This window comes from Serratia sp. SA088 (assembly GCF_049065515.1).
GTDB classification, from domain to species: domain Bacteria; phylum Pseudomonadota; class Gammaproteobacteria; order Enterobacterales; family Enterobacteriaceae; genus Serratia; species Serratia nematodiphila.
In genome coordinates this window covers 113184-137808 of record NZ_JBAKGW010000002.1, presented here as the reverse complement: position 1 = coordinate 137808, position 24625 = coordinate 113184, and the positions used below count along the sequence as shown (strand labels likewise).

Annotated in this window: 24 protein-coding genes and 3 tRNA genes; 9 read left to right on the top strand and 18 right to left on the bottom strand. The window is 59.0% G+C overall.

What is annotated here, in order from left to right; translation table 11 throughout:
* Positions 1-34: 34 nt before the first annotated feature.
* The 4 genes from ACOWVD_RS05565 to ACOWVD_RS05550 form a co-directional block, all read right to left on the bottom strand.
* A tRNA-Val gene (locus tag ACOWVD_RS05565) sits at positions 35-111 on the bottom strand.
* A gap of 20 nt (positions 112-131) precedes the next feature.
* Positions 132-208: transfer RNA gene (locus ACOWVD_RS05560), tRNA-Val, on the bottom strand.
* A 20-nt stretch (positions 209-228) separates the two neighbouring features.
* Positions 229-305, bottom strand: a tRNA-Val gene (locus ACOWVD_RS05555).
* Positions 306-487: 182 nt separating this feature from the next.
* Positions 488-1864 (bottom strand): MATE family efflux transporter, encoded by a 1377-nt coding sequence (locus ACOWVD_RS05550; RefSeq protein ID WP_049240188.1) that lies wholly within the window; start codon positions 1862-1864, stop codon positions 488-490.
* 239 nt (positions 1865-2103) lie between these two features.
* Here ACOWVD_RS05550 and ACOWVD_RS05545 point away from each other — a divergent pair, with 239 nt between their 5' ends.
* Both ACOWVD_RS05545 and ACOWVD_RS05540 read left to right on the top strand, forming a co-directional pair.
* Positions 2104-2754, top strand: a complete 651-nt coding sequence (locus ACOWVD_RS05545) for a riboflavin synthase (RefSeq protein ID WP_004931347.1) — start codon at positions 2104-2106, stop codon at positions 2752-2754.
* Between the two features lie 54 nt (positions 2755-2808).
* A complete protein-coding gene (locus ACOWVD_RS05540) occupies positions 2809-3102 on the top strand; it encodes an I78 family peptidase inhibitor (RefSeq protein ID WP_004931344.1) in 294 nt (97 codons plus the stop codon).
* Positions 3103-3176: 74 nt separating this feature from the next.
* Here the strand turns inward: ACOWVD_RS05540 and cfa are convergent, their stop codons facing one another.
* Complete coding sequence (cfa, locus tag ACOWVD_RS05535) at positions 3177-4328, bottom strand: cyclopropane fatty acyl phospholipid synthase (protein WP_004931341.1); 1152 nt, start codon at positions 4326-4328, stop codon at positions 3177-3179.
* A gap of 344 nt (positions 4329-4672) precedes the next feature.
* Entirely contained in the window at positions 4673-5884 is a 1212-nt protein-coding gene (gene punC, locus ACOWVD_RS05530; RefSeq protein ID WP_044031342.1) for a purine nucleoside transporter PunC, read from the bottom strand.
* Positions 5885-6007: 123 nt separating this feature from the next.
* Between punC and punR the strand changes: the two genes are divergently transcribed.
* Positions 6008-6952, top strand: a complete 945-nt coding sequence (gene punR / locus ACOWVD_RS05525) for a DNA-binding transcriptional activator PunR (RefSeq protein ID WP_049240186.1) — start codon at positions 6008-6010, stop codon at positions 6950-6952.
* Here punR and purR read toward each other — a convergent pair.
* A complete protein-coding gene (gene purR, locus ACOWVD_RS05520; RefSeq protein ID WP_004931336.1) occupies positions 6949-7974 on the bottom strand; it encodes an HTH-type transcriptional repressor PurR in 1026 nt (341 codons plus the stop codon). The genes punR and purR overlap by 4 nt on opposite strands.
* A 324-nt stretch (positions 7975-8298) precedes the next feature.
* On the opposite strand from purR, the gene ACOWVD_RS05515 reads away from it, so the two are divergent.
* Complete coding sequence (locus tag ACOWVD_RS05515) at positions 8299-8388, top strand: YnhF family membrane protein (RefSeq protein WP_004931335.1); 90 nt, start codon at positions 8299-8301, stop codon at positions 8386-8388.
* 64 nt (positions 8389-8452) lie between these two features.
* On the opposite strand, the gene sodB is transcribed toward ACOWVD_RS05515, so the two are convergent.
* On the bottom strand, positions 8453-9031 hold the full coding sequence (sodB, locus tag ACOWVD_RS05510; protein ID WP_021505464.1) for a superoxide dismutase [Fe]: 579 nt from the start codon (positions 9029-9031) through the stop codon (positions 8453-8455).
* Positions 9032-9230: 199 nt separating this feature from the next.
* The gene (locus tag ACOWVD_RS05505; RefSeq protein ID WP_004931330.1) at positions 9231-10049 is read right to left on the bottom strand and encodes a C40 family peptidase; all 819 of its coding nucleotides are present in this window, start codon (positions 10047-10049) and stop codon (positions 9231-9233) included.
* A 416-nt stretch (positions 10050-10465) separates the two neighbouring features.
* Here ACOWVD_RS05505 and ACOWVD_RS05500 point away from each other — a divergent pair, with 416 nt between their 5' ends.
* Positions 10466-10813 carry a Grx4 family monothiol glutaredoxin gene (locus tag ACOWVD_RS05500; RefSeq protein WP_004931329.1) on the top strand — a complete coding sequence of 116 codons (348 nt, stop codon included), beginning with the start codon at positions 10466-10468 and terminating at the stop codon, positions 10811-10813.
* Positions 10814-10881: 68 nt separating this feature from the next.
* Here the strand turns inward: ACOWVD_RS05500 and rnt are convergent, their stop codons facing one another.
* The 6 genes from rnt to ACOWVD_RS05470 all read right to left on the bottom strand — a co-directional run bounded on the left by rnt (position 10882) and on the right by ACOWVD_RS05470 (position 16729).
* On the bottom strand, positions 10882-11565 hold the full coding sequence (gene rnt / locus ACOWVD_RS05495; protein WP_016927925.1) for a ribonuclease T: 684 nt from the start codon (positions 11563-11565) through the stop codon (positions 10882-10884).
* Between the two features lie 79 nt (positions 11566-11644).
* A complete protein-coding gene (gene gloA / locus ACOWVD_RS05490) occupies positions 11645-12052 on the bottom strand; it encodes a lactoylglutathione lyase (RefSeq protein ID WP_004931325.1) in 408 nt (135 codons plus the stop codon).
* A gap of 341 nt (positions 12053-12393) precedes the next feature.
* Complete coding sequence (locus ACOWVD_RS05485; RefSeq protein WP_004931322.1) at positions 12394-13497, bottom strand: alkene reductase; 1104 nt, start codon at positions 13495-13497, stop codon at positions 12394-12396.
* Positions 13498-13588: 91 nt separating this feature from the next.
* Positions 13589-14209: a TetR/AcrR family transcriptional regulator gene (locus tag ACOWVD_RS05480; protein ID WP_021505463.1), complete on the bottom strand. Its 621-nt coding sequence runs from the start codon at positions 14207-14209 to the stop codon at positions 13589-13591.
* A 102-nt stretch (positions 14210-14311) separates the two neighbouring features.
* Positions 14312-15949, bottom strand: a complete 1638-nt coding sequence (eptA, locus tag ACOWVD_RS05475; protein ID WP_049240185.1) for a phosphoethanolamine transferase EptA — start codon at positions 15947-15949, stop codon at positions 14312-14314.
* A 138-nt stretch (positions 15950-16087) separates the two neighbouring features.
* Positions 16088-16729: an NAD(P)-dependent oxidoreductase gene (locus ACOWVD_RS05470; RefSeq protein ID WP_004931317.1), complete on the bottom strand. Its 642-nt coding sequence runs from the start codon at positions 16727-16729 to the stop codon at positions 16088-16090.
* Positions 16730-16868: 139 nt separating this feature from the next.
* On the opposite strand from ACOWVD_RS05470, the gene ACOWVD_RS05465 reads away from it, so the two are divergent.
* From ACOWVD_RS05465 to ACOWVD_RS05455, 3 genes are all read left to right on the top strand, one after another.
* Entirely contained in the window at positions 16869-17798 is a 930-nt protein-coding gene (locus ACOWVD_RS05465) for a LysR substrate-binding domain-containing protein (RefSeq protein WP_187212313.1), read from the top strand.
* Positions 17799-17821: 23 nt separating this feature from the next.
* Positions 17822-18061: a DUF1289 domain-containing protein gene (locus ACOWVD_RS05460; protein ID WP_049240184.1), complete on the top strand. Its 240-nt coding sequence runs from the start codon at positions 17822-17824 to the stop codon at positions 18059-18061.
* A gap of 99 nt (positions 18062-18160) precedes the next feature.
* A complete protein-coding gene (locus tag ACOWVD_RS05455; RefSeq protein ID WP_004931312.1) occupies positions 18161-19057 on the top strand; it encodes an aldo/keto reductase in 897 nt (298 codons plus the stop codon).
* Between the two features lie 59 nt (positions 19058-19116).
* Here the strand turns inward: ACOWVD_RS05455 and ACOWVD_RS05450 are convergent, their stop codons facing one another.
* Positions 19117-20961, bottom strand: a complete 1845-nt coding sequence (locus ACOWVD_RS05450; RefSeq protein WP_197799901.1) for a polyurethanase — start codon at positions 20959-20961, stop codon at positions 19117-19119.
* Between the two features lie 241 nt (positions 20962-21202).
* Between ACOWVD_RS05450 and sodC the strand changes: the two genes are divergently transcribed.
* Positions 21203-21724 (top strand): superoxide dismutase family protein, encoded by a 522-nt coding sequence (gene sodC, locus ACOWVD_RS05445; RefSeq protein WP_033642927.1) that lies wholly within the window; start codon positions 21203-21205, stop codon positions 21722-21724.
* On the opposite strand, the gene ACOWVD_RS05440 is transcribed toward sodC, so the two are convergent.
* Complete coding sequence (locus ACOWVD_RS05440; RefSeq protein WP_049240182.1) at positions 21725-23755, bottom strand: FUSC family protein; 2031 nt, start codon at positions 23753-23755, stop codon at positions 21725-21727.
* Between the two features lie 3 nt (positions 23756-23758).
* Complete coding sequence (locus ACOWVD_RS05435; protein WP_049240181.1) at positions 23759-24622, bottom strand: HlyD family secretion protein; 864 nt, start codon at positions 24620-24622, stop codon at positions 23759-23761.
* Positions 24623-24625: the final 3 nt, after the last annotated feature.

Here is a 24625-nt window from a genome sequence, read left to right as displayed (position 1 = left end):
GTATAACGTGACAGGGAGAGATGAATCAGCAATATGGTGCGTCCGAGTGGACTCGAACCACCGACCCCCACCATGTCAAGGTGGTGCTCTAACCAACTGAGCTACGGACGCACTGCGCTGCTTCTGAAATTTGGTGCGTCCGAGTGGACTCGAACCACCGACCCCCACCATGTCAAGGTGGTGCTCTAACCAACTGAGCTACGGACGCACTGTACTGCTTCAGGAATTTGGTGCGTCCGAGTGGACTCGAACCACCGACCCCCACCATGTCAAGGTGGTGCTCTAACCAACTGAGCTACGGACGCATCTTTTCCTGTCTGTCATGGCTGACAGCGGGGACGAATATTAACGAGCTACCCGCGCGCTGGCAAGGGGAAAAGCGCAATTTTATTCGGTATTTCACGCGATTGCTGAGGTTGTGCGCAGTCCGGCGTTTTTTTCCGCAAACCGCAGCCCGGCCGGGGAGGAAACCGGCCGGGCTGCGGGTTCAGCGTGTGGATCGCTGCAGGATGACGGTGGTCGGCTGTTTCTGTAGCCAGCGCATGCGCAGCGCCATCATGATGGCGGCGAAGGTCAGTCCGATGATAAAGCCGATCCAGAAACCGCTTGGCCCCATCGCCGGCACCAGCGCATCGGTTAACGCCAGCAGATAGCCGCTCGGCAGGCCCAACACCCAATAAGCGATAAAGGTAATGAAGAAGATCGCGCGGGTATCTTTATAACCGCGCAGCACGCCGCTGCCGATCACCTGGACCGAATCCGAGATCTGGTACAGCGCCGCCAGCAGCATCAACTGCGAGGCCATCGCCACCACCGCCGGGCTGTCGTTGTACAGCAGGGCGATCGGTTCGCGGAAGGTGGCGGTAAACAGCGCGGTGCAGACGGCCATGGTGATGCCGACGCCGATGGCGGAGTAAGCGGCGACGCGCGCGCCTTCGACCGAACCTTCCCCCAGACGATAACCGACGCGGATGGTGGCGCCGACGCCCAGCGACAGCGGCAGCACGAACATCAGCGCGCTGAAGTTAAGTGCGATCTGGTGGCCGGCGACCGCGACGATCCCCAGCGGTGAAACCAGCAGCGCCACCACCGCGAACAGCGTGACTTCGAAGAACAGCGCCAGCGCCACCGGCATGCCGATGCCGATCAGGCGCCTTAGCGCCGCCCAGTCCGGGCCGCCGAGATCGCCGGCCTGGCGTTTGATGTCGCGCTGCGACGGCGCGCGCTTCACGTACCAGCGCATCATCAGGAACATGATCCAGTAGACACTGCCGGTGGCGACGCCGCAGCCGACGCCGCCGAGTTCCGGCATGCCGAACTTGCCGTAGATAAAGATGTAGTTGATCGGGATATTCACCAGCAGGCCGAGGAAGCCGATCACCATGCCGGGTTTGGTTTTGGACAGCCCCTCGCACTGGTTGCGCATCACCTGGAAGAACAGGTAACCCGGCGCCCCCCACATGATGGCGTGCAGATAGCCGACGGCTTTATCCGCCAACTGCGGATCGATGTTGTGCATCATGTCGATGACGAACTTGCAGTTATACAGCACGACGATCAGCAGCACAGAGACGCCGGAGGCCAGCCAGAAGCCCTGACGCACCTGATGGGCGATGCGATCGCGACGGCCGGCGCCGTTGAGCTGGGCGATAACCGGGGTCAGCGCCAGCAGCAGGCCGTGGCCGAACAAAATGGCCGGCAACCAGATCGAGGTGCCGACCGCCACCGCCGCCATGTCGGTGGCGCTGTAAGCGCCGGCCATGATGGTATCCACCACGCCCATGGCGGTTTGTGATATTTGCGCGATGATGACCGGGATAGCGAGAGCCAATAAACTACGCGCTTCAATTAAGTACTTCTGCACGCATACACCTTTTCTATTTATATATGTGGGAGGGAGGGCTGCCGCGAGAGGACAACAATTAAAATAGCGGAATTTTGTCAAAAAGATTGTACCTGCTCGGCGTCGTTAAGCAAACGCCGCAGATAAATAGTTATTAAATGCGCAGCCATTCTTTTTTTGCCGTCGCGGATTTGGTTTTCAGCGCCAACTGGGGCAAACTGCCGGTAGCGTTTTAACCTATTTAGCAAGAAGAGGCACATATGTTCACCGGTATCGTACAAGGCACCGCGCCGCTGGTCGCCATTGATGAGAAACCCAATTTCCGCACCCACGTGATCGAAATGCCAGCCGAGCTGCTGCCGGGGCTGGAGCTGGGCGCGTCGGTGGCCCATAACGGCTGCTGCCTGACCGTCACCGCGGTGGAAGGCAACCGCGTCAGCTTCGATTTGATCAAAGAAACGTTGCGCCTGACCAACCTCGGCGATCTGGCGCTGGGCGACATCGTCAATATCGAGCGCGCGGCGAAGTTCAATGACGAAATTGGCGGCCATTTGATGTCCGGCCATATTATCTGCACGGCGGAAGTGGCCAAGATTTATACCTCGGAAAATAACCGCCAGGTATGGCTGCGCATGCCGGATGCGGAATTGATGAAATATGTGCTGCACAAAGGTTTCATCGGCATCGACGGCATTAGCCTGACCATCGGCGAAGTGGTGAATAACCGTTTCTGCGTGCACCTGATCCCGGAAACGCTGGATCGCACTACGCTGGGTAAAAAACGCCTCGGCGACAAGGTGAACATCGAGATCGATCCGCAAACGCAGGCGGTGGTGGACACCGTCGAGCGCGTGCTGGCCAATCGGGAAGCGACGTTGGCCGCGGCGATGGCGCCGGCGCACAAAGACTGACAGCGATTTTGGCGTGACCGCCGGCATCGAATCATAAGCAGAGAGGAGAAACGCGTGAAGTTTTATGGGAAAACGTTGTTGTTAACCGCGTTGCTGGCGCTGAGCGCTTGCAGCAGTTCGCCTGAGCAGGGCGCGGGCGCGCAAATGGCCGATGCGGACGATACCTGCGGCGCTTCGCAGTATCAAAATTTTGTCGGCAAACCGATGACCTCGCTGGAAGGCGTGCGGATCGACGGCAAGGTGCGAGCCATTCCGTACAACTCTGCCGTCACCATGGATTTCAACCTGCGCCGTCTGAACTTCCTTGGCGACAGCGACGATAAAATTATTCGCGTTTATTGCGGTTAACCCGCAGGGTTCGAAAGAGCAAAAAAAAAAGCCCCGGCGAAGATGTTGCCGGGGCTTTTTTATCGGGAAAGCGTTCAGCGGGCGACGCGAATGCCGCCTTCAACGCCTTTCGGGCTGAACACCACCTGCCATAGCTGTAGATCGCGCGCCCGGAACGCGCCGGCGCAGGCGTTCAGGTAATAGCTGAACATCCGTTCGAAGCGTTCGGAATAGCGCTCGGCGAGCTGCGGCCACGCCTGTTTGAAGCGCTCGAACCAGGCCATCAGCGTGCGATCGTAGTCGGCGCCGATGTTGTGCCAGTCTTCCATCACGAAATGGCCTTCGCTGGCCTCGGCGATATGTCTCACGGAGGGCAGGCAACCGTTCGGGAAGATATATTTGTTGATCCAGGGATCGACGTTCATGTCGGTCTTGTTGGAGCCGATGGTGTGCAGCAGGAACAGGCCGTGCGGCGCCAGATTGCGCTCCACCACGTCGAAATAGGTGCGGTAGTTTTTCGGCCCGACGTGCTCGAACATGCCGACCGAGACAATGCGATCGAACTGCTGGTGCAGATCGCGGTAATCCTGCAACAGGATCTGCACATCCAGCCCGGCGCAGCGCGCCTGAGCCAGCTTCTGCTGTTCGGCGGAAATGGTCACGCCGACCACCGACACGCCGTAATTTTTCGCCGCATAGGCGGAAAGACCGCCCCAGCCGCAGCCGATGTCCAGCAAACGCATGCCCGGCTGCAGCTGCAGTTTCTCGCAGATCATCCGCAGCTTGGCTTCCTGCGCTTCCTCCAGCGTGGTGGCGTCTTTCCAGTAGCCGCAGGAATACTGCATGTAAGGATCGAGCATCAGGGTAAACAGATCGTTGCCGAGATCGTAATGCTCTTTGCCGACGATCCAGGCGCGCTTTTTCGATTGCAGATTGGTCAGGCGCGCGGCGGCGATACGCAGGGTATCTTTCAGGTGGTGGGGGAGTTTCTTCTCCAGCCCGGCGCTGACCACGCGCTGGAAGAACATATCCAGCCGCTCGCACTCCCACCAACCGTCCATATAGCTTTCGCCCAGGCCCAGTGACCCTTGCTGCAAAACGCGTTTAAAGAATTCGGGATTTTTAACCTGAATATCGAAAGGGCGCGATCCGTTGATTTCGATACCGGCCAGACCGAGCATTTCGTGCGCGATACGGTACCACTGGTTATCCTGGATGCTCAGATCTTCTATACACGATGAACTCATAGCTTCTCCATCACCTTCTTCTGACTGATGACCCGTTAGGAAACAGCTTAGACAATTTCTGCGGGTGCATACCTATACCAACGGGAAATAAGCCCGCGGCGTCTGATATCCGACTATGAACAGAGGAAATTTAAAGAAACGGCCCGACGCAAACGGCGCAGGATAAACGCCCCTTTAAAAAAAGAGTGTGACGCAAGGCGCGTACACAATAGCTGATTGAGATATAGAGATTATAAGGTGTTACTTTGCAAGGTTGTTTTTGAGTATAGGCGTGCCGAGGCGTTGACTCAACTGTAAATCGCACTCGGCACGCATATTCTTTAAGTGATTATTAATCTTGGCAATTATGACGCTGAGTTAGCATGTTCCCGCTGTGCCTTTTGCTGCGCATCGGCCGCTTTTCCCCGCTGCAGGAAATAACCCAGCGCGGCCAGGACTACCGTAGATACCATCACCGTCACCGTCGCCAACAGCGGCTGGGCAATAAACGCCGACACCAGCATGCTTGCCACAAAACACAGCCCCAATTGCAGCGTATTTTGCAGCGCGGCGGCTTTGCCGCTGCTTTCCGGGAACGGCATCAGCGCATTCGCCACCATGATCGGGTAGCCGGCGCCGTTGACCAGCGCCATCACGCAGAACGGGATCAGCAGTGTGGTGAGCGTCGGATTGGTCAGGGTCGCCACCAGATACAGCGCCACCATGCTGACACCATAAGCTACCAGCAGCCACGGCAGCAGAGTTTTGCCATTGATGCGCTTGAGCGCGGCGCGGCAGCCGTAGCCGCCCAGCAGGAAGGCCAGCGTTTGCGGCACATAGCTCAGACCGATGTCGCTCGGGCTATAGCCCATATCGCCGAGGATGAACGGCGAACCGGTCAGCCAGGCGAAGAAACCGGCCGAGCAGGCGGCGTACATAGCGACGTTGCCGCTGAACACCGGAGATTTCAACAGTTGCCAGAAGCTGACGCCGTTTTTCGGCGCGTCGGCGGCGGGGTGCGTTTTGGCGCGCTCTTTGAGCAGCAGCGTCGGCAGCAGCAGCAGCGCGGTGATCACCAACAGCGCGGCGAAGATCGCACGCCAGCTGGCGTGGTTCAGCAGCCAGGCGCCAAGCAGCGGCGCCAGCGCCGGTGACAGCGCCACCAGCGGCATGATGGTGGCGAACACGCGGTTGGCCTGGCCTTCGCGATAGCGGTCGACCACCAGCGCTTGCCAGATGGCGGTGGCGGAACAGACGCCGACGGCCTGAATAAAGCGCAGTATCCAGAGCTGCACGGCATTTTCTACCCACAGCATGCCCAGGCAGCCGAGCGCGAACAGCGTCAGGCCGATCAATAATACCGGTTTGCGGCCCAGCCGGTCGGAGAGCGGCCCCCACAGCAGTTGCGCGAAGGCGAAGCCGGCCAGGAAGATGCTCAGGCTGGCGCTGACCGCGCCGGCGGAAATTTGCAGTTCCTCCCGCATGGCGCCGAAGGCGGGCAGGTACATATCGGTCGCCAGATAACCCAACATGCTCAGGCCGGCGAGGTAGAACATAAAGCCAAAAGAATTTCGCATGGTATTTCTCGTTAATATTTTAGTGTCGCAGGTTTTTAGCGCCGGCCAGTGTATCCGGCTGGATCTCTGCTTGTGAAACGGTAATATTTGCAAAGTGCTGTTAAAAAAATTGAAGGCAAAGCGATGTGGTCTGAATATTCTCTTGAAGTTGTTGACGCGGTGGCGCGCACCGGCAGTTTCAGCGCGGCGGCGCAGGAGCTGCACCGGGTACCGTCGGCGGTGAGCTATACCGTGCGGCAACTGGAACAATGGCTGGCGGTGCCGCTGTTTGAGCGGCGTCACCGTGATGTGGAGTTGACGCCGGCCGGCGCGCTGTTTATCAAGGATGCGCGAGTTGTTATCAAAAAAATGCTCGACACCCGTCGCCACTGTCAGCAGGTGGCCAACGGGTGGCGCGGCCAGCTGAATATCGCAGTCGACATCATCGTCAAACCCCAGCGCAGCCGCCAGCTGGTGCTGGATTTCTACCGCCATTTCCCCGATGTTGAACTGATGCTGCAACCCGAAGTGTTCAACGGCGTTTGGGATGCGTTGGTGGACGGCAGGGCGGACATGGCGATCGGCGCCACGCGCGCGGTGCCGGTCGGCGGCGGCTTCGCTTTCCGCGACATGGGGGATATGAACTGGCTGTGCGTAGTCAGCCCACAGCATCCGCTGGCGCAACTGGCGGGGCCGCTGCACGACGATCAACTGCGGCCGTACCCCTCGCTCTGCCTGGAGGACACCTCGCGCAATTTGCCCAAGCGCGTCACCTGGACGCTGGATAACCAGCGGCGGCTGGTGGTGCCGGACTGGACATCGGCGCTCGACTGTCTGTGCGCCGGGCTGTGCGTCGGCATGATGCCGGCGCATCGGGCGCTGCCGCTGGTGCAGCGCGGTGAGCTGAAGGCGTTGCAGCTGCAGCAGCCGTTTCCCGCCAGCCCTTGCTGCCTGACCTGGCAGCAGGATAAACCGTCGCCGGCGATGAGTTGGCTGCTGGCGTATCTGGGCGATGGGGAGACGCTGAATCAGGAGTGGCTGAGCGAGGCGGCGCCGGAAGCCGTGCAGGCTTCCGGCTCAGGGGATTAGCGGCGGTAGTCGATGAACGGACCGTCGGCGACCGAACGGCGTTCCACCAGCTTCGGATGCACTTCGATCACCTGCGATTCTTCGCGCTTGCTGATGATGCGATCCAGCAGCATGGTGAAGGCCATTTCTCCCAGGCGCTCTTTAGGCTGGTGAATGGTGGTCAGTGCCGGGGTGAAGTAGCGTGCGTTGCGCACGTTGTCATAGCCGATCACGGAAATATCCTGCGGCACTCGCAGCCCCAGCTCGTCAGCGGCGCAGATGGCGCCCATCGCCATGATGTCGCCGCCGCAAAATACCGCGGTCGGCCGCTGTTTTTGCGACAGGATTTGGTGCATCGCCTTGTAGCCGGACTCCGGCTCGAAGTCACCCTGGACGATCCACTCTTCGCGAATGTCGATATGCGCTTCCTGCAGCGCCTTCATAAAGCCCTGATGACGGCCGCCGCCGGTGTTGCGCGACAGCTGGCCCGGGATGGCGCCGATATCGCGGTGACCGCGCTCGATCAGGTAACGGCCGGCCAGATAGCCGCCTTCGAACGCGTTATCGATGATGGTGTCGGTGAAGTCGCCGCGCGCGGCGCCCCAGTCCATCACTACCATCGGGATATTACGGTAGTCCTCCAGCATGCCCAGCAGTTGATCCGGGTATTCGGAACACATGACCAGCAGGCCGTCGACGCGCTTTTGCGCCAGCATCGCCAGGTAGGCGCGCTGCTTGTCCAGATTGTTATGCGAGTTGCACAGGATCAGGGTGTAACCTTTGCTGTAGCAGCTGTTTTCCACCGCCTCGATCACTTCGGCAAAATAGGGCGCTTCGCTCGAGGTGGCCAGCAGGCCGATAGACTTGGTGTGATTGACTTTCAGGCTGCGCGCCACGGCGCTCGGCGAGTAGTGCAGCTCTTTGATCGCGGCCCACACGGCCGCTTTGGTCTCTTCGGCGACGAAACGAGTCTTATTGATGACGTGCGAAACGGTGGTGGTGGAAACGCCCGCGCGTTTGGCCACATCTTTAATCGTTGCCATGTAAGGAATGACTCCTGAACTCACATGTTTACAGCATGTAAGTGTGATGTTAATCGTTTGCCTACGTAGATCCTTCTCCAGAGAAGCGAAAACTGAGTTTTTAGTGTGTTGAAGTCTTCAGCGCTTAATCAGGAGGGGCATGGATGCCGGTACGCAGTTGTGAACTGCGAATTTTGTCGCATATTGAACAAAAGTGGAAGAGGTAATCGAGATTATAAACCGGGAAATGATAACAAGATTTTATCGGCGAACTGTGGGAAAATGATTTGACGTACTAATTGTGCGCCTTTTATCCTTAGGAAAGCCCATTTTAAAGGAGTTGTCATGGATACCGATCTGAAGATGTCTCTGTTCACTACCGTCGGCGCGTTGGCGATGATCATCGCTTTCAGCTTTGTCGCCGCGTTGAACTGATCTCCCGCCGGTTTTAAAAAAGGCGCAGCCTGGCTGCGCCTCGTCACTTCGGCAAGGCCTGCGTTTACGCCAGGTTTTCCGCCGCAAATTTCCAGTTGACCAACGCCCAGAAGTTTTCCAGGTATTTTGGACGCGCATTGCGGTAATCGATGTAATACGCGTGTTCCCACACGTCAACGGTCAGCAGCGGTTTATCTTCACCGGTCAGCGGAGTTGCCGCGTTGGAGGTGTTGACGATCGCCAGCGCACCGTCCGGTTTTTTCACCAGCCAGGTCCAGCCGGCGCCGAAGTTTTTCACGGCGGCATCGGTGAACTGCTCTTTGAACGCAGCGAAAGAGCCGAAGGATTTGACGATCGCCGCCGCCAGTTCGCCCTGCGGTTCACCGCCGCCCTGTGGCGACAGGCAGTGCCAGTAGAAGGTGTGGTTCCACACCTGCGCGGCGTTGTTGAACACGCCGCCGTTGGAGGTCTTGATGATCTCTTCGAGCGATTTGCCCTCGAACTCGCTGCCTTTCACCAGGTTGTTCAGGTTAACCACGTAGGTATTGTGGTGTTTGCCGTAGTGGTATTCCAGGGTCTCGGCGGAGATGTGCGGCTCGAGCGCGTTTTTCTCATACGGTAATGCAGGTAATTCAAACGACATTGCTTCCTCCTTTACAGCGCCACTTTCTTCCCGCCCAGGCGGGAGCCAGATGGGCCGTTTTTTATTGTGGTCATTCAATCTTAACAATTTTCATCATAAAAAACAGGAGGAAAAGCGAGAAATGCGCGTGGGGAAGTGCGATGGGCGATAGCTTGAGCAGGCGGTTGCGACCGGGGCCGCAACCGCGCAGAACAGGGAATTAACGGATGGTTTTCGGCGTCACTACGCGGCGTGCGCCGATGTAATGATTTTGCCAATAGTCGTTGTCGAGCTGGCTGATGCGGATCTCTTCGCCGGTGCGCGGCGACTGGATGAATTTGCCGTTGCCGAGATAGACGCCGACATGGTCCGCCACGCCGCGGTTGTTGATGCGGAAGAACACCAAATCGCCGCTTTCCAGTTCGCTTTTCTTGATCGGCGCCGCGTCGCGCAGGTGATACATTTCGTTGGCGGTGCGCGGCATCTTGATTTTCACCACGTCCTTATAGGCGTAATAGATAAGGCCGCTGCAGTCGAAGCCGGTGCGCGGCGAGCTGCCGCCCCAGCGGTAAGGCTTGCCCATCTGATCCATCAGCTTGGCCATCGCGGTCTGTTTGGCATGCTGGTAACGTTTTTTGTGCGCCGGGCTGAGTTTTAACGGCTTTTCTTCACGCGCCAGTTTGGCGGTGGCCATACCGGCGTCGCGGTGGCGGCCATAGCCTTTTTTATAGCCCTTTTTCGGAGGGGTGACTTTAATCTTGGCGGTTTTCTGCGCTTTGGCCTTGGGTTTGGCGCTGACGATCTTTTTCGCGCTTTTCTCGCTTTTGGCCTTGGCGGTCTTGGTTTTTTTCTCGGGGGCCGTCACTTTGGCTTTTTTGGCGGCTTTATCCGCTTTCTTTTTTCTGCGGTCATCGGGCCGCGCTTCATTAGCATGGCTTTTACGCTGCTCGGCGGCAACGCGCGCCTGTGGCGCAGCGTGCGCCAAATTGAAGAAGAGCTGCGTAAACAGCAGCGCAAAGAGCGTAAGAATTAAACGCATGTCGACGTCACCAACCTTGGCCCCGAAACGGATATCGAAAGAGTTACAGTATTCCCGAACTTCACCATATAAAACAGCGAAGAACTCATAAATAATAATCCATATTGTGAGAAAACGTTAATGACATTTTTTTTGGTTTAAAATCAGCCTGTTGATGTATAAAAAAGCACCAGGCGACGGTGGCGGATATAATTAAGCCGCGCCGTCATCGCGGCGCAATATATTAGTGAAATGGTCGGATTAAAAATGTTATTCTCAACGTATGTTTTGACCGGAATGACGTGGCCGGTGAAACGCGATCGGCGGCGGGCGAATATCCTTGCAAAAGATGGCGTTTTCTTGCGACTGTTCCAGCCGCTACAATAGCCCGCGTGATGCATGTTGTAGCCATGAAATGTGGCTTGAGGAAGCAATAAATGACGACGACACTTGAAAAAATTCAGCACCAGATCGCTGAAAACCCGATTCTGCTTTACATGAAAGGTTCGCCAAAGCTGCCGAGCTGCGGCTTTTCCGCGCAGGCTGTGCAAGCGCTGTCCGCCTGCGGCGAGCGTTTCGCCTATGTGGACATTTTGCAGAACCCGGATATCCGCGCCGAGCTGCCAAAATACGCCAACTGGCCGACGTTCCCACAGCTGTGGGTAGATGGTGAGCTGGTCGGCGGTTGCGATATCATCATCGAGATGTATCAGCGCGGCGAACTGCAGCAACTGATCAAAGAAACGGCAGAAAAGTACAAAGCGCAGGAAGACCAGCAGTCTTAATCGACGGGCTTGCGATTATCGCGTAACGGGCGGCGCCAGTGCAAACTGGGCCGCCTTTTTTGTTGGTTTTATTCGGCGAGATCGCCGGCGGGCAGCGGCCAGCCGCCGAGACGTTTCCAGCGGTTAACCAGCTCGCAAAACAGCAGGGCGGTTTGCTCGGTGTCGTACAGCGCGGAGTGTGCCTGGCTGCTGTCGAACGGCATGCCGGCGGCGATGCAGGCTTTGGCCAGCACCGTTTGCCCCAGCACCAGGCCGCTCAGTGCGGCGGTGTCGAAGGTGGCGAACGGATGGAACGGGTTGCGCTTCAGGCCGGCGCGTTCGGCCGCGGCCATCAAAAAGCTGTGATCGAAGTTGGCGTTGTGCGCCACGATAATGGCGCGATTGCAACCGCGATCCTTGAGCCCTTTGCGCACCGCTTTGAAAATGGCGTGCAGCGCGTCATATTCGCTGACCGCGCCGCGCAGCGGATTGTGCGGATCGATGCCGTTAAACGCCAGCGCTTCCGGCTGCAGGTTGGCGCCCTCGAAAGGCTCCACGTGGAAGTGCAGGGTTTCGTCCCGCTGCAGCCAGCCGTCCTCATCCATTTTCAGCGTGACGGCGGCGATCTCCAGCAACGCATCGGTATTGGCGTTGAAGCCGGCGGTTTCAACATCTATTACTACGGGATAAAACCCACGAAAACGACCACTCAGGGCGTTAAGATCACTTTTCTCGGCCATCAGTTTCTTATCTTCATCGAATGCAGCGCGCATTATGGCAAATTTTGCGCCCGGTTGCAGGCGCTATCGCGCGGAGAATCAGCAGGGCGCCAACGCGCCCTGAAGGGGAGGCTTAGTGGCCGAGGCCCTGACCGGCGTGTTTGTTTTCGATCAGCTCGATTTTGTAGCCGTCCGGATCTTCGACGAAGGCGATAACCGTGGTGCCGCCTTTCACCGGGCCGGCTTCGCGGGTGACTTTGCCACCGGCGCGACGGATGCTGTCGCAGGTGGCGGCGACGTCGTCCACGCCCAGCGCCAGGTGGCCGAAGGCGGTGCCCATGTCGTAGCTGTCGGTGCCCCAGTTATAGGTCAGTTCGATAACTGCGCCTTCGCTCTCTTCCGTATAGCCGACGAAAGCCAGGGAGTATTTGTACTCCGGGTTTTCGCTGGTGCGCAGCAGGCGCATGCCTAATACCTTGGTGTAGAAGTCGATGGCGCGTTGCAGGTCACCGACGCGGATCATGGTATGGAGTAAGCGCATAATTCCTCTGAATTGACTGTGCCGTGGCAGACGGCGGGTGGATTGAAGCACAAGCGAGTATAGCCTTGTCCCGCAAGAGAATTCAACGTGACGAGCTGGTGACAATGTCACTTTGTGGTCTCGCGTCGAGGGTGTCTAAATATTGATCGAGTGTACCGATCGATACAGAGTAATTGATCTGCACAATCAATTATCTATTCCAGCGGCGATCGTGTAAAAATCGAACGGCAATAAAGATCAACACCAGGGAACAGCGGCCCGCCTCGTGCGGGCCTTTTTGCTTTGCGCGCGACGCATAAAAAACGGCCATGCGATTGCGTGGCCGTTGGGGTCAGGACAGATTACTTCGCCAGAAACGGATAGTCGGTATAGCCTTCGGCGCCGCCGCCGTAGAAGGTTTCCGGCTTAGGTTCGTTCAGCGGGGCGTGCTGGCGGAAACGCTCTACCAGATCCGGGTTGGCGATGTAGCTGCGGCCGAAGGCCACCGCGTCGATGAAACCTTTTTCGATCAATGCTTCGGCTTTTTCGGCGGTGTAGGCGCCGGCACCGACGATCACCCCTTTAAAGTGGGCGCGCACCGAGTCGCGGAAGGCGTCGGAATACGGTTTGCCGCCGGCCCAGTCAGGTTCGGAGATGTGCAGGTAAGCGATATTGCGCTTATTCAGCTCTTCCACCAGATACAGCGCTGCTTCTTCCTGATCTTCGCCGTTGTCCAGCCCGTTGAACGGTCCCAGCGGCGAGATACGGATACCGATGTGTTCGGCACCCCATTCGGCGATGGTGGCGTCGACCACTTCCAGTGTCAGGCGGGTGCGATTCTCAATGCTGCCACCGTATTGATCGGTACGTTGGTTGGACGCCGGTGACATGAACTGGTGCAGCAGATAGCCGTGGGCAGCATGCAGTTCGATGAAGTCGAAACCGGCTTCGCGTGCGTTGGCGGTTGCCTGGCGGAAATCGTTGATGATGCCCGGGATCTCGCTGGTTTCCAGCGCGCGCGGCGTGGAGGTCGGCACGCGCACCCAGGCGCCGGTTTCATCACGCACGGTGGTGCGGGTTTCGGCGTTGATGGCCGAAGGCGCGACCGGCGCTTGCCCGCCTGGCTGCAGGCTGGCGTGGGAAATGCGGCCTACGTGCCACAGCTGCACGGCGATATGGCCGTTGTTGTCATGCACTGCCTGCGTGATGTTTTTCCATGCGGCGATCTGCTCCGGCGTATGCAAACCGGGCGCGCCGGCGTAGCCTTTCGCCTGGAAGGAAACCTGGGTCGCTTCGGTCACGATCAGGCCGGCGCTGGCGCGCTGTGCGTAATATTCCGCCATCAGCGGCGTAGGAATATCGCCCGGCTCGATGCTGCGCAAACGCGTCAGCGGAGCCATAAACACGCGGTTGGGCAGGGTGATGGCGCCAACCTTCAGCGGAGAGAGCAATTTTTCAGTCTTCATAGTGCATCCTGTATTTAATAGACCGGTCGTCTAGTAATGGGCGATAAAAAACCATGAACTGCATTTTTTCAATAAAAATAAGTTGTTACCGTTACGGTTGCGGCGGGCGCAGCAGCAACTCGATGCTTTCCAGCGCGCTGGTCAACGGCGCCAGCGAGTGACGGATCTTGGCGCGCAGCGTGGCGCCGAGCCACAGTGAATACAGCGTTTCTGCGGTTGCCGCCGGGCTCATGGCTACCGACAGCGAGCCCTCGGCGATACCGCGCTCGATGGCCTCCTGAAGGTGGCCGATCACGCGAGCGGTGCCCGTTTCCAGCGCATGGCGCATCGGTTCCGACAGATCGCTCACCTCGGCGGAAAGCTTCACCGCCAGGCAGGCGTTGTGGCATTCGCTGCGGCAGTGGTAGCTGATAGCCTGGGCGTAATAGCCGAGCAGCTGGTGGCGGGCATCACCGCGTCTGTCGGCAAACAGCGCCTGCATTTCTGCATCATAATGCGCGAAATAGCGCTGCAGCATCGCTTCGCCGAAGGCTTCCTTCGAGCGAAAATAGTGGTAGAACGAGCCTTTCGGCACGCCCGCGGTGGCCAGCAGTTCGCTCAGCCCCATGCCGGTAAAGCCCAGGCGCAGGCTGAGGGTTTCGCCGGTGGCGAGCAGATGTTCACGTGTATCCACGTTGCAATGCGTTGATTTGGTCATCATGGTGCCGAGCATAATAGACCGATTGGTCTAGGTCAATGGGAATAAAAAAACCGGCGCACAAAACGCCGGTTGTCTGCAAACTATTGTGCCCCAGCGGCACGCGGAAGTTAAGCGCTACGCCGCGTTGCGGCAGCGTTGCAGGATATCCAACTGGGATTGATATTCGCGGGTTTGTACGTTCAGCATGCCCAACAGGGTGTGGAACAGGTTGTCCTGCGAAACCTCGTCCTTTTCCGCCAGCGTATTCAGACACTGGCGATCGATGCCGAAATTGCGCTGATAGTCGGCCGACATCCACATCAGGAAAGGCACGTGCGTTTGCTGGCTCGGCGCGAAGACATAAGGCGTACCGTGCAGATACATGCCGTTTTCCCCCAGCGATTCGCCATGATCGGACAAATAGACCAGCGCGGTATTGAAACGGTCGTCATACTGCCGCAGCAGCTTGATGGTGGCATCGAGCATCGCGTCGGTATACAGGATTGAGTTGTCGTAGGTGTTCACCAATTGTTCATGGCTGCAATCCTGGATCTGATTACTGTTGCAGGTCGGCGAAAACGCCTGGAATTCTGGCGTGCTGCGGCGGTAGTAAGCCGGGCCGTGGCTGCCCATCTGGTGCAGCACGATCACGCCGTCGTCTTTCAGGCTATTGATGTAGTCGTTCAGCTTGTACAACAGCACGTTGTCCATGCAAACCTCGCCGTCGCAGTCCTGCGGCGGTTTCAGCTTGGTCATGTCGATGTGCGGCACCCGGTCGCAGGCGCCTTTGCAGCCGCCGTCGTTATCGCGCCACAGCACATTGACGCCGGCATGCGCCAGCACGTCGAGCATGCCTTCCTGGTGCGTCGCCTGGGTCGCGTCGTACTCCTTGCGTGGCATGTTGGAGAACATGCAGGGCACGGAGATCGCCGTTTCGGTGCCGCAGGAGCTGGCGTTTTTGAAGTAGACCACGTTGTCCTGCTTCAGGCGCGGATTGGTTTCGCGTTCATAGCCGCCTAGGGAGAAGTTTTCGGCGCGGGCGGTTTCGCCCACGACCAGGATCACCAACGTTTTCTTGGCCTGCCTGGCGATCAGCGGCCCTTTACGCGCATCTTCGCCGATCTTGACCAGCGGCAGATTGCGGGTGAAGTAACGCTGTTCGGTAAACTTGATGGTGCCGGCCACGAAGTTGGAAGGCGTCAACATCTTCACCACGCTCTTATTGTTGCGGATCAGCGAAGCGTAGTCTTTGTAGAACAGCGCGGCGACGATCAGGATCACCACCAACGACAGCATGACGTTGGCGGCGCGCAGTCCGACCATGTACCACCAGGGGCGAGTTTGGCGAATTTGAGTGAAGCAGACCGCCACCGCCGGCAGAATGCCGAGCAGCGTCAGCCACAATCCCATGCGCGGCGTCAGCAGCGCGGTCGCCTCCTGAGGGTTGGTTTCGAAGGCGTTCTGCATCATGTTGCCGTCGATCACCACACCATAGCTGAACATGAAATAGTTGGCTGCGGCGCTGCCGAGCAAGAAAAAGATGATCAGCGGCTTGCGCAGGTAGGGCACGGTCAACACGCTGAAGATGATATTCAACGCACAGAAGATCACCACCGGCATGCTGGCGGCGAAAATCACGCTGTGGGCGCTATCGAAGGTGATATACGACCAGGCGCGCTGCAGGAATAAGGCGTTCTGAAATAAAGTGAAGAACAGGGCGGCGGCGAGGGTAAAACCGAGGCTGTTGCACCGTAAGCGTTGACGTAACCACATTGCCAAATCGGGATCCTGAAAGTAGATAATGCCTTGAAATCTACCGGATGAAACTTAAGAAAACCTTAGAAACTCAGATTACTGGCGGCGGAGAATACGCGGAAAACGCCAGGCCGAGCGGCCTGGCGGCGGGGCGGTTTAGTAGGCGGCGGTGAATTGCGCGCGAATAAACTGAGGCTTTTCAATCTCATCAACGATAGCGACCGCCAGGTCTTCCACCGAAATGCTGGCCGGCGCTTCGCCGTTCATCAGCAGTTGCGTGGTGCCGAGGCGGAACTGGCCGGTGCGTTTGCCCGGCTCCAGCAGGGCGGCCGGCGAAAGATAGGTCCAGTCGAGTGCCGACTCGTTACGCAGTTTGTTGCGCAGATCGCGCACCGCCTGCGCGCCGGGGCGGATATTTTCCGGGAACTGCGGCGTATCCACCAGTTCAACGCCCGGCGCCACTTCCAGGCTGCCGGCTCCGCCGACCACCAACAGGCGTTTGACGCCGGCCTGCTCGACCGCGGTGAGGATCTGCTGGGCGCCGCGGGTGGTTTTCTCATACAGGTTGTCTTCACCCCAGCCGGGGTTGTAGGCGCTGATCACCGCGTCCTGGCCGCGCAATTGTCCCGCCAGCCAAGCCGTATCGGCGACGTCGCCCAGTGCGACGGTCAGATTGGCGTGCTCCGGTAACTCTTTTTTCTGGCGCGCGATTGCCGTCACCTGAATACCGCGAGCCAGCGCTTCATCCACCACGCGGCGGCCAACAAAACCGGTTGCTCCAATAATGGCTACTTTCATCTGTATGCTCCTTCGGGGATAGGTTCAGTATCGTGAGGCAGGCCGAGGTGCCTGCCGCGTGGTTTCTACTCTAGTCCTTAACAATAGCCGTGATTAGTGCCATATTCATGCTTTCTTGATTAAGTAAAACTTCATAATCGTGGATAAACTCAATCGAATGGCGGTATTCGCCACCGTGGTGGCGGAGGGCTCGCTGGCCGGTGCGGCACGGCGGCTGGGCATGACGCCGTCGGCGGTCAGCCAGCACATGCGCTCGCTGGAGAAGGCGCTTGGGGTGCCGTTGCTGCATCGTTCCACCCGCCGTCTGGCGCTGACCGAGGCAGGAGCGGCGTTCTATCCCGGCTGCGAGGCGATGCTGCAACAGGCGCTGCAGGCGGAGCAGCGGTTGGCGGAGCTGCGGGATACGCTGGTGGGGGAGCTGCGCATCGCCACCCCGGTCGGCATCGGCGGCCGATCGCTTGCGGAGGCGTTGTCGCCGCTGTTGCAGGCGCATCCCAAGCTGACGCTGCGAGTGCTGGCGGACGATCGCATCGTCGATATGATAGAACAGCGGGTCGACATTGCGCTGCGGGCCAACCGGCAGCTGGCGGACGCCAATATGATTGCGCATCCGCTGACGGCGTGGCCGATGGTGCTGTGCGCCGCACCGCGTTACCTCAGCCAGCATGGGGTGCCGGAAAAACCGCAGGATTTGGTACAGCACCGCTGGATCTCCAGCGGCTACAGCGGGGCGCATCTGGATTTGCAGCACCAGTCCGGCCAGCAGGTCAAGCTGCGGCTGGCGGAAGGACAGATCGTCAGCGAGAGCATGAACGTGATGCGCGCCTTTACCCGTGCCGGGCTGGGCATTTCCGTTCAGCCGCTGTATGAAATTGGCGACGAACTGCAGCGCGGCGAACTGTTGCTGCTGTTGCCGGAGTGGCGGCCGGCGGCGCTGCGACTGCACGCGCTGACGCTCGAACGCAATGTGCCGGAAAAAAGCCGCCAGGCGCTGCGCTATTTGCGTGACTATTTTCGCCGCAATGGCGAAAAGGGACTTGCCAGCGGCGGCGATGGCGTCTTCAATTAGCAAGAGAACGCAGGAGGAGCCCCGTGGCGCAGCAGCTTGAGTTTTTCGACATCCCCAGCCCGTGTCGCGGCATTTGTCAGGCCGACGATCGTGGATTCTGCCGTGGCTGCCTGCGCAGCCGCGAGGAGCGTTTCGGCTGGATGACCATGAGCGATGCGCAAAAGCGCGAGGTGTTGCGCCTGTGCCGTCAACGCTTCCTGCGGCTGCAGCGCGCCAATAAAGCGCCTGACGAGCCGCTGCCGGAGCAGCCGTCGTTGTTTTAACCTTTCCTGATCTGCCGCACGTTCGTGTGGCTTACCGCTTCCCTGTGCCTCACCGGCTTGTGTATGCTGGCTGACAACTAATGTCATGAGGTTTTCGCAATGGTAGAACGTATTCGTCTCGCGCCGCAGGGGCCTGAATTTTCCCGCATGATTTGCGGTTACTGGCGGTTGATGGAGTGGGGCATGTCACCGCAGCAGCTGCTGACGTTCATCGAACAGCATGTCGAACTGGGCGTCACCACCGCCGATCACGCCGATATCTACGGTGGCTATGCCTGCGAACAGGCGTTCGGCGACGCGCTGCGTCTGAAGCCGGCGCTACGCCAGTCGCTGGAATTGGTGACCAAGTGCGGCATCGCCACCACCGCCAAGCCCGGTAACCCTATTGGGCATTACATCACCGACCGCGATCATATCGTGCAGAGTGCGGAACAGTCACTGCGCCATCTGCATACCGATTACCTCGATCTGCTGCTGATCCACCGCCCGGATCCGTTGATGGATGCTGACGACGTAGCCGAAGCCTTCGTTGCGTTGCACAAAAGCGGCAAGGTGCGCCATTTCGGCGTATCCAACTTTACGCCCGCGCAGTTCCAACTGCTGCAGTCGCGTCTGCCGTTCACGCTGGCGACCAACCAGGTGGAGATCTCGCCGATTCACCAACCGGCCATTCTCGACGGCACGCTCGACCAGTGCCAGCAGCTGCGCATCAAGCCGATGGCCTGGTCCTGCCTGGGCGGCGGGCGCCTGTTCAACGACGCCGAGTTTCAGCCGCTGCGCGACGAGTTGCAGCGGGTGGCGCAAGAGATCGGCGCGGAGACCATCGAGCAGGTGGTGTACGCCTGGGTGATGCGTCTGCCGTCGTCGCCGTTGCCAATCATCGGCTCCGGCAAGATTGAGCGAGTGCGTTCGGCGCTGAAGGCGCAGAAACTGGTGCTGAGCCGCCAGCAGTGGTTCCGCATTCGCAAGGCGGCGCTGGGGTATGATGTGCCTTAAGGCGGGCAGAAAGAGGAAAGCCGGGCGGCGAAAGCACCCGGCTTTTTTTATGCCGATCTTTAGGCCAACACCACCTGATCGGGGTTGAAATGATCGAGCGAGACGCCGATCAGAGTGACCTGGCTGTGGCCGAAGGCCAGCACCAGATCGTCGTTTTGCTGCGTGGCGTAGTCGCGGATATTGCCGCTGGCGCCTTCGGTGCCGATAAATACCAGTTTATCGCTGGCGTTGAAGCCATACAGCTGGTCGCGGCCGAAATCGCCGCTGAACAGGAAGGTGTTGCCGTTGCCGACGCCCTTCAGGATGTCATCGCCGCTGCCGCCGACGAAGGTCAGGTTGCCGCCGGCGTGGCCGATCAGCGTGTCGTTGCCGGCGTTGCCGAACAGCCAGGCGTCGTGGCTGCGAGCCTGCAGGACGTCATCGCCGTCACCGCCGGTGGCGGCGGCGGCATAGGCTTTGAGGCCTGAGTCCGATTTCAATCCGGCGGCGGTTACCTGATGATCCACTTCTTTGTTGAAGATAAGCCAGGAGGTTTCTTTGCTGCGCAGGGTGCTGATGTCGTCCGCCAGCGTAATGCCGCCCTTGGCGTCGCGCAGGTAAAGCGTGTTGCCGTCGTAGGCGACCTCGGTATTCTTCAACGCCTGCTGGGTATCGAAGATATTGTGGCCTTTGCCGCCGGCGATCAGGTTATAGCCGCCGGCGTCGCGGAAGATATCGTCGCCGTCGCGGCCCTCGAGATAATCGTTGCCTTTACCGCCCTTGATCAAATCATTGCCGTCGCTGCCGATGATAAACGTCGGCCCGCTGTGCGTTTCCGCGTTGCGGTTCAGATCTTCCACCCAGGTACTGCCGCGCGTCACGTTCGACAGGTTGGAGACGATGATGGTCGAGTCTTTGTCGGTCAGCGAATAAAACTCGGAGTTCAGCACCCGCATCAGGCCGTCCTGATAGAAGAACGGCAGGTGCGACAGCCAGGTCGGAATGTTGAGAATGGAAAACGGCAGCAGGTTCCAGGCGTCCGATGCGTAGTGGTCGTTGAAGTTGACGATATTGTTGGTGGCGGAGGTATGGGGCGCATCGTGCACGCCTAACGACGCCCCGGTCAGCGTGGTGCCGTCGAGCGCGCGAAACACCGGATCGTTCTCATAGCCGATGTTGATCACCTTGCCGCCGGCTTCGTACTGGGTCGGCGAGGCGAAGGCGACATAGTTGGACTGCGCGTAGAAGCCGCCCCAGTTGGCGTCGCTCTGCGCCGCCATGCTGTTGACCGCCAGCCCGCCGAGGCTGTGGCCGCTGACCACCACGTCCTCGCCGCTCAGCCCGTGGGCCTGCGCGAATTTCGCCACGTCGCCCAGCAAGTTGCCGAACGCCTTCAGCGTATAGCCGTCGGCGTAACCTTTCGGCCCGAACCCGGCCAGCAGATCGTTAATCACATCGCCGATGGTATCGCCGATCAACGACTCGCGCGGGCCGCTGGTGCCGCGAAATGAGATGCCAATGGCGGTGAGATTGCCTTCGCTGTCATATTTGCCCAGCACCTCGGCCTGCGCGGTGGTGTAACCGGCGGTCTCGCCGTAGTAGGTGCCGCGCGCATCGGTTTTGCCGGCGTAACCCAGCTGCGCGGCGCTGATCACCGACCAGCCGGCATTGTTTACCGCTTCCTGCGCGGCCTGTTCGGAGTCGGGGTTCCAGGGAAGGCCGGGCAGGCCGCCCTGCGACTGGGTGCTGCCGATGAGCGCCGTGATCAGCGTCAGCGGCAGACCGAGCCCGAAACCGGTCTGGTGATAGCCTTCATCGAAGCCGTTATCGATATTGTGGTAAGCGTAGGTAGAGATGGCCAAGGCGTCGGAAAACAGCGCCTTTGACGCGTTTTCGTCCAGATCCTTATAGCTAAAGATGCCCATATCAGTTCCTTATGAAGTATGCCGCCTGGCCGGGAAGTGAACTCTCGCGCGTCGGCGGTGGAAACAGGGAAACAACGTTAGCCGAACGACAGCTGGTCAGAGGACCAACATCGGTAGAATTATTATTGGTGCTAAATATTAGGCCCGCGAATCAAATTGGCGAGATTGTGCGTTGGTTAACAGTGCTGGCGTTGGCTCTCCTATACTGATAACTCGATATAGTCATTAAGGAGACTGATTGATGAAACGTTATTGGTATGCGGCGCTTGGCCTGATGGCCTGCGGGGCCGCTCAGGCGGCGACGGTCGACGTTGAGATGAATTTGGTGACCGGGCAGGGTATCGGTCAGGATATCGGCAAAGTGGCCATCAGCGAAACGCCTTACGGCTTACTGTTCACGCCGAGCCTGAAAGCCTTGCCGGCCGGGGTGCACGGTTTCCATGTGCATGAGAAAGGCAGCTGCGAGCCGGGCATGAAGGACGGCAAGGCGGTGGCGGCGCTGGCGGCTGGCGGGCATTTTGATCCGCAAAAAACCGGGAAACACCTCGGACCCTATGCCGACGGGCATCTGGGCGATTTGCCGGCCATCTATGTGACCGCCGACGGTATGGCGAACGATCCGGTGTTGGCGCCACGGCTGAAAAAAATCAGCGAAATTGAGGGCAAGGCGCTGATGGTGCACGCCGGCGGCGATAATCACTCGGATCATCCGCTGCCGCTCGGCGGCGGCGGCGAACGCTTCGCCTGCGGCGTGATCAAGTGATCACCCGCCGCTAACGGCCGCAGTGGCGGCGGGCTGGCCAATGGCCTGTTGCAATTGCTGCAGCGAGCAGTAGAGCCGCCAAATCAGGCCGGCCAGATCGCGCGCCGCCTGTTCCGGGTGGTGCGCCAGCGCGTTGCTCATGCGCAGCAATTCCTGCAGCGTGGCGTCCAGCGAGCTGTGCTGCACGCCTTTCTCCGTCATGATGCCGCGCAGGCAGTGGATACAGACGTTGCGCACCGCCGACAGCGGATCTGAGCGGGTTTGCCAGTCGCGCAGCTGCCAGACGATATGGCTGCAGTTGAGCAGCACCACGCCCCAGCGCAGCAACCAGGTGCGCGACTCCTGATCCTGACTTTGATTGAGCTGGCTGATGCGATGGTAGATCAGCGATTCGAACTGGCTTTCGCTCTGCTGCGGCCGTTTGCTCAACTGATCGATAAAGTCGCGCCGCAGCGCGCGGATAATGCGGCGGCTTTTGCGTTTGTCCGAGCTGGGGCGCAGGATCTGAAACGCCAGCCCGGCCAGCAGCACGCCGACGACTTTAGCGATGTTGTCATTGATAAAGGACTGGTAGTCATAGCTCGGCGGATTGCTGACGGTCAGAAACGAGCCCATAAAGACGATCAGCTGCCCCCAAAGCGCGGCATAAGGCGGGTTCTGCAGCTTGAGCATCTGCATGGTCACCAGGATCGGGAACAGGAAGGCGCAGAACACCCAGAAATCGTCAATCTGGATCATCAAACCGAATTTCACCACGAAGCAGGCGACCGAGAGCAGCAGCACCGCCTTGAGCAAGGTGCTGACGCTGTTGATCGGCGAAGGCGTGGAGGAGTAGAGCACGCAGCTGATGGCGGTGAGCGTCAGCGCCGCGCTGCCGGCGTCCCATTGCGTGTTGATCCAGTAGGCGCAGCCGATCACGATGCACAAAAAGGTGCGCAGGCCGTTGTAGGCGGCTTCATAGCTGTCGGTATGGCGCGCCAGCGAAGTGGCGCGCGGCGGTTGGAGATCGCTGACCGCTGTGGCGCTTTCCAACCGCCGCAGCCAGCGGTTGCAACGCAGGTAAAGCCAACAGAAATCGCGCAACCGCAGCCAGAAGGCGCGATGGCGATAGTCCGCGGGATCGTGCGGCGCGATCTGCTGGAGCAGGCGCGCCAAGCGATATTTATCGGTGGCGGGATCGCGCAGCTCGTCCAGCAGTTGCGTCAGCACCGGCATCAGATTGACGGGGCGATCCGGCCAGTTCAGCAGCATGCGGCGCAGGCTGGAGATGACGCTGGTAATGCGCAGCTGCTGGTGCAGCAGATAGTTGAGCAGGTTATTTTGCCGCCGCAGCCGGTAGTGGCTCCAGAATGCCTGAATGCGCAGCAGGTTCATGGTCAGGATCTGGCCGATGACCCCTTCGTGCGAGGTGCGCATCTGCGCGGTGACCTCCGGCTGCCACAGCATGGCGGCGTGCTCCAGCAGGCGCAGTTGCATGCGCCGCAGCGAGGTCATCAGGGCTTCGCCGTCGGAGGTGCTGGGCAGGATCATCATCATCAACCCGCCGCACAGAATGCCGGTGATCACTTCGCAAACTCGCGCCTGGGCGATGTCGAAGATCTGCTGGGTATCGGTGACGTTGACCGTGCCGAAGGCGATGATGGCGGCGGTATAGCCCGCCAGCGCGAAGGCATAAGAGACGTTGTTTTGGTAATGGTTGGAGACGTAAGTGCACAGCCCGATCCAGGCGGCGATGAACAGCGTAAACAGCCAGGGATCGTTCAGGCAGTGGCCGGCGATCGCCACCGATGCGGCGGCGCCCACCAGGCTGCCGAAGATGCGGCCGATGCTTTTGCTGATCACGCCGCCGATGGTGGGGAAGCTCACCACCGCGGCGGAGGTAAGCGCCCAATAGGGTTCGTCGAGTTCGAGCACGAACGCGACCCACAGCGCCAGACACATCGCCAGCGAGTTGCGCAGCGCATAGCGCCATTGGCCGCCGGTCGCCTTACCCCAGGGGGTACGGCTCCACTCCAGAAAGGGCAGGTTCACACTTTAGTTCCGCTGATGAATCGAAATGGTGCAGGTGGTGCCGGCAACCAGCGTCAAATCGGCGGGCACGTTGAGCAATTTTATCCGCACCGGCACGCGCTGGGCCAAACGCACCCAAGGCACATTAGGCTTAACGTCCATTAATAGATCGTTGCTGCTGTCGACGCTCTGATCGTAAATGGCGCGTCCGATACTCTCTACTTCCCCCTGCAGCGGCGTGTTGCCGTTATATAAAACGATGTCCGCTTTATTGCCTTCTTTTATATGTTTCAGCTTGGTTTCTTCGAAATAACCGAGTACATAAAACGAATGGACATCCACCAGCGCGACCAAAGGCGTGCCGGCGTTGGCGTAGTTCCCGACCCGCGCCTGCAGATTGGTGATATAACCGTCGGTCGGCGCGTAAATTTTAGTTTTGCTCAAATTCCATTTGGCCTGTTCCAGGTTGGCCTGGGCGGCTTTATAGGCGGCCTTCATTGCCTGAGCGGCTAAATTGGACTCGTCCAAGTCTTCAGCGGAAATAACGTTACGCGGCAACCCGCGGCGGCGGGCTGCCTCGTGGTCCGCTTTGGCCAGATCGGATTGCGCTTTCGCCACAGCGGCCTCGGCATTGTCCAGCGCAATCTGGTAGGGCACCGGGTCGAGGGTAAAAATCAGACTTCCCGCAGGTACGAACTGATTGTCATTCGCACTTATTTTCTCTAATCTTCCAGAAACTTCAGGGGTGATATTGACGAGTTCGGCGCGCACTTTTCCATCACGGGTCCATGGGGATTGCATATAATAATTCCAAAGCCACCAGCCGGCGCAGACGGCAATGGCGCAGACGAGCACCGTAGAAAAGTATTTTAATGTTTTATGCTGCATGGG